This is a genomic window from Micromonospora foliorum, assembly GCF_022229015.1.
In the GTDB taxonomy this organism is placed as follows: Bacteria; Actinomycetota; Actinomycetes; order Mycobacteriales; family Micromonosporaceae; genus Micromonospora; species Micromonospora foliorum.
The window spans coordinates 1-5,355 of the sequence record NZ_JAKKFF010000400.1; the positions used below are offsets into that span (position 1 = coordinate 1).

The 5,355-nt window shown below is 72.4% G+C and carries 4 protein-coding genes and 1 pseudogene; all 5 read left to right on the forward strand.

Translation table 11 applies throughout. From position 1 onward, the window contains the following. Positions 1-44: 44 nt before the first annotated feature. Positions 45-422, forward strand: a pseudogene (locus PSH25_RS25605) ([protein-PII] uridylyltransferase); the annotation flags it as partial. 181 nt (positions 423-603) lie between these two features. After that, entirely contained in the window at positions 604-1,767 is a 1,164-nt protein-coding gene (locus PSH25_RS25610) for a sensor histidine kinase (protein WP_238661489.1), read from the forward strand. Further along, entirely contained in the window at positions 1,764-2,420 is a 657-nt protein-coding gene (locus PSH25_RS25615; RefSeq protein WP_124776265.1) for a response regulator transcription factor, read from the forward strand. Before PSH25_RS25610 ends, PSH25_RS25615 begins: the two co-directional genes overlap by 4 nt. Before the next feature lie 114 nt (positions 2,421-2,534). Then, on the forward strand, positions 2,535-4,094 hold the full coding sequence (gene ffh, locus PSH25_RS25620; RefSeq protein WP_238661490.1) for a signal recognition particle protein: 1,560 nt from the start codon (positions 2,535-2,537) through the stop codon (positions 4,092-4,094). A 65-nt stretch (positions 4,095-4,159) separates the two neighbouring features. Beyond that, positions 4,160-5,239: an amidohydrolase family protein gene (locus PSH25_RS25625; RefSeq protein WP_238661491.1), complete on the forward strand. Its 1,080-nt coding sequence runs from the start codon at positions 4,160-4,162 to the stop codon at positions 5,237-5,239. The last annotated feature ends 116 nt before the right edge of the window (positions 5,240-5,355 follow it).

Genomic DNA, 5,355 nt, shown 5'->3' on the forward strand with positions numbered 1-5,355 from the left:
GGTCATTGTTAAGCGAGCTTGAGTTGATCTCTTTAGTTGTTTAGTTGTTAATGATAAGGCGACAACCGAGATTGACACTAGTTCCCTACACGACGCCCGTACGATCTGTGGAAGGTGACGTGTCGGTCACCCAACGGCTGCGCGGCCGTGCGCTCGCCAGCCGTGGCGCCGGCGCGGCTCCACGAGTGGTCTGGCACCGCGAGGCGGCCACCGACGCCGTACTGCTGGAACTGCGCGCCGCCGACGCCGCCGGGTTGCTCTACCGGGTCGCGTGTGCGCTCGACGAGGCCGGCGCCCTGGTCCGCGCGGCCCGCATCTCCACCCTCGGCGCCGACGTGGTCGACGCCTTCTATCTGGTCGGCGGGTGGCCGGACGACGCCACCCGGGCCCGCCTGGAGGCCGCGGTCCTCGCCGCCGTCTGACCCGCGGCTGCCGCGTCGATCTTGCACTTTATGTCCCCGCATACGACGCAAAAGACGCATTGCGGCGACACAATGTGCAAGATCGCGGGTGGTGGCGGGCGGCGGGTACGTCCGGGGGCGTAGCGGCGGTGCCGCTCGTGGACGCACGTCGAGCGACGTCGGCGCGGGCAGAATGACGGCCATGCGACGAGGCGGGCAGTGGCGGTGGCCGGAGGTGGCGGCGGATGCCGCGCTCGCCCTGGTGCTGCTCGGGTTCGGGCTGCTCGCCACCGGTCTGGCCGGGGACAACCAGCCGGGGTCGAGGCCGGTGGACGCCGCCTGTCGGGTGCTGATCGCCTTCGCCGCGCTGGCCCTGCTGGTCCGGCGGCGTGCTCCGGTGACCACCCTCGCCGTGGTCACCGTGGCCACCTCGACGTACCTGCTGATCGGCTACCCGTACGGGCCGATCCTGGTCACGTTCCTGGTCGCGGTGTACACCGTGGCGGTGCGACTGCCGGTACGCCCGGCGGCGCTCGCCGCCGGTGGCGCGTTCGTCCTGTTGTTGGCGCACGTCTTCTTCGGCCGGGGTCCGGCGCCGGGTTGGACCGGAGTGCTGCCCGCGTCGGCCTGGGTGGTCGTACCGTTCGCGGTGGGGGTGGTGGTGCGGGTGAGCCGTGAGGCGGCCGCGCGTACCCGTGCCGAAGAGGCCCGGGGCCGTGCCGAACAGGCACGGCGGCAGGCCGACGAGGAGCGGCTGCGCATCGCGCAGGAGGTGCATGACGTGGTGGGGCACGGGCTCGCCGCGATCAGCATGCAGGCGGAGATCGCCCTGCACCTGCTGCCGAAGCGGCCGGAGCAGGCGGAGGTGGCCCTGACCGCGATCAGCCGGACCAGTCGCGAGGCGCTGGACGAGCTGCGGGTCACCCTGGGCGCGGTGCGGCGGGGTGCCGAGCGCGACCCGGTACCCGGCCTGGCCCGGCTCCCCGCGCTGCGCGACCGGCTCGCCGGGGCGGGGCTCGCGGTGGAGGTGCGCGTGGTCGGTGACCCTCGGGAGCTGCCGGCCGCGGTGGACCTGGCCGCGTACCGGGTGGTGCAGGAGGCGTTGACCAACGTGCTGCGGCACGCGGGGGTGGCGAGCGCGGAGGTGACCGTGGACTACCGGGTCGACGAGGTGACCGTCGAGGTCACCGACCGGGGGATGGGCGCCGGCGGCGTCGGGACAGCTCCGGCCGACGACGAGGGCGGTCACGGTCTGGCCGGGATGCGGGAGCGGGTCGCGGCGCTGGGCGGGCGGTTGACCACCGGGCCGCGCGCCGGTGGCGGCTTCCGGGTGTACGCCGCGCTGCCCGTGGAGTCGGCGACGTGATCCGGGTGCTGATCGCCGACGACCAGGACCTGGTCCGGCTCGGGCTGCGCGCGTTGGTGGAGAGCGAGGACGACCTGGCGCTGGCCGGCGAGGCGTCCGACGGGCTGCGGGCGGTCGAGCTGGCCCGTCGGGAGCGGCCGGACGTGGTGCTGATGGACATCCGGATGCCCGGTATCGACGGCATCGAGGCGACCCGCCGTATCGTCGCCGACCCCGATCTGACCGGTACGCGGGTGGTGGTGCTCACCACCTTCGAGCTGGACGAGTACGTCTTCGACGCGCTGCGGCACGGTGCGAGCGGCTTCCTCACCAAGGACACCAGACCGGCCGAGCTTCTGCGCGCGATCCGGCTCGTCGCCGAGGGGGAGGCGCTGCTGTCGCCGTCGGTGACCCGCCGGGTGGTGCGGGAGTTCGCCACCCGGCCGTCCCGGGTGCTTCGCCCGCACCCCCGGTTGGACACGCTGACCGATCGGGAGCGTCAGGTCGTCGGCCTGGTCGGTGAGGGCCTGAACAACGAGGAGATCGCCGCACAGTTGGTGGTCAGCCCGGCGACGGCGCGGACCCACGTCAGCCGGGCGATGGGCAAGCTGGGAGCCCGGGACCGGGCCCAGCTCGTCGTGTTCGCGTACCAGTCGGGGTTGGTGTCGGGGTGAGGCCCGGGCCGGGCGACAGCGGCCCTACGGCCGGGCGGTTACCCTTGCGGTGGCCGGACTCCGCAGTGCCGGCCGCGTTGTGCCCGCCGGAACACTGACAAACGGGATGTTCGCGTGTTTGACACCTTGAGTGACCGCCTGTCCGGGATCTTCACCAAGCTCCGCGGCAAGGGGCGGCTCACCGACGCCGACATCGACGCCACCGCGCGCGAGATCCGTCTCGCGCTGCTGGAGGCGGACGTCGCGCTGCCGGTGGTCAAGGGCTTCATCGCGGCCGTCAAGGAGCGGGCGCGCAGCTCCGAGGTCTCCCAGGCGCTGAACCCGGCCCAGCAGATCATCAAGATCGTCAACGACGAGCTGGTCAAGGTGCTCGGCGGCGAAGGGCGACGGCTCCAGTTCGCCAAGCAGCCGCCCACGGTGATCATGCTGGCCGGGCTCCAGGGTTCCGGTAAGACGACCCTCGCCGGCAAGCTGGCCCGCTGGCTCAAGGGCCAGGGGCACCAGCCGCTGCTCGTCGCCGCCGACCTCCAGCGCCCCAACGCCGTCGGACAGCTCCAGGTGCTCGGTGGCCGGGCCGGCGTCGAGGTGTACGCCCCGGAGCCCGGCAACGGCACCGGTGACCCGGTGCAGGTGGCCCGCGCGTCGATCGAGCACGCGAAGCGCGCCGCCCGCGACATCGTCATCGTCGACACCGCCGGCCGGCTCGGCATCGACGCCGAGATGATGCAGCAGGCCGCCGACATCCGCGACGCCGTCTCACCGGACGAGGTCATCTTCGTCATCGACGCGATGGTCGGTCAGGACGCCGTCCGCACCGCCGAGGCGTTCCGCGACGGCGTCGGCATCACCGGTGTGGTGCTCTCCAAGCTCGACGGCGACGCCCGTGGTGGTGCCGCGCTGTCGGTCCGCGAGGTCACCGGGCAGCCGATTCTCTTCGCCTCCACCGGTGAGAAGCTGGAGGACTTCGACGTCTTCCACCCCGACCGGATGGCCAGCCGGATCCTCGGCATGGGCGACGTCCTCACTCTGATCGAGCAGGCCGAGCAGGCCTTCGACTCCGATCAGAAGGAGAAGATGACCGCCAAGCTGATGGGCGGTGAGCAGTTCACCCTGGACGACTTCCTCGACCAGCTCATCGCGGTGCGGCGGATGGGCCCGATCGCCAACGTGCTGGCCATGATGCCCGGCATGGGGCAGATGAAGGACCAGCTCGCCGACCTGGACGACAGCCACTTCGACCGGGTCACCGCGATCATCCGGTCGATGACCCCGGGCGAGCGGACCAACCCGAAGATCATCAACGGTTCCCGCCGGGCGCGCATCGCCAACGGCTCCGGGGTCACCGTGATGGACGTCAACCAACTGCTCAACCGCTTCGCCGACGCGCAGAAGATGATGAAGCAGATGGGCGGCATGATGGGCCTGCCCGGCGGGGGCCGCCGCAAGGCGACCAAGTCGCCGAAGAACAAGCGCAAGGGCACCAAGGGCGGCGGTCGTCCGCGTACCGGGGCCGGCGCCGGCATCCCGGGCGGCTTCCCGGGTGGCATGCCGCAGCTCCCGCCGGGGATGGACCCGAACGACCTCGCAGGCGGCCAGGGCCTGCCGCCCGGCTTCAAGCTCCCGAAGATCGACTTCAACAAGCTCGGCAAGGGCGGCGACAACCGCCCCCGCTGACCTTCGTGCCGGTCGGGGGCGGCCTGCTCGCCCCCGACGAGGAGTGATCGGGTAGGACTGTGCGCATGGCTCTTCATGTGCGCGGTGTGCTGCTGCCCGACGACGAGGTACGCGATCTCTGGCTGGTCGGCGACCGGGTGACCTTCACCCCGGTGCCCGGTGCGGAGACCGTCGTCGACGGCGGTTTCCTGCTGCCGGGCCTGGTCGACGCGCACTGCCACATCGGCATCGCCCGAGGTGGCGCCCCGATCACCTCGCTCGACCAGGCCCGCGAGCTGGCCCACACCGACCGGGACGCCGGGGTGCTGGCGATCCGCGACGCCGGCTCGCCGTACCCGTACCCCGAACTCGACGACGAGCCGGGCCTGCCGCGACTGGCCCGCGCGGGCCAGCATGTCGCCCCGCCGAAGCGCTACCTGCGCGACATCGGCGTGGAGGTCGACGCGACGGAGGTGGCCGCCACGGTGGCCGCGCAGGCGCGGGCCGGCAACGGCTGGGTCAAGCTGGTCGGCGACTGGATCGACCGGGGCGTCGGTGACCTGGCGCCGGCCTGGGACGCGGACACCCTCACCGCCGCCGTGCGGGCGGCCCACGACGCCGGAGTACGCGCCGCGGTGCACACCTTCTCCGAATCAGCCGTCGAGATCATGGTGCGGGCCGGCGTCGACTCGGTGGAGCACGGCACCGGGCTGAGCCTCGACCTGATCGACGAGATGGCCCGCCAGGGCACCGCGCTGGTCCCCACAATGATCAACATCGCCACCTTCGGCGGCATCGCCGAACAGGCGCGAGGCAAGTTCCCCGGGTACGCCGACCACATGCTCGCGCTGCGCGACGGCTTCCCCGACGTGGTGCGCGCCGCGCACGAGGCAGGGGTGCCGATCTACGTGGGCACCGACGCCGGCGGCGGCATCGACCACGGGCTGGCCGCCGAAGAGATGCTGCTGCTGCACGAACGAGCCGGCATGGCACCCACCGACGTACTCGCCGCCGCCTCCTGGGGCGCCCGCGAATGGCTCGGCTTCCCCGGCCTGGTCGAGGGCGGCCTCGCCGACCTGACCGTCTACCCCGAAGACCCCCGTAGCGACCTGCGGGTCGTCCGCGCCCCGTCCCGCACGATCCTCCGCGGCCGCGTCATCCGCTGACCCGGCGACCGCCCCGCCGCGCCGCGCCGGCGGTGTCGCGCCGCGCCAGCGGTGTCGCGCCGCGCCGATCCTCGTCGGTTCCGGCGCAAGATCGCGCTCGAACCAGGATGTAGTGG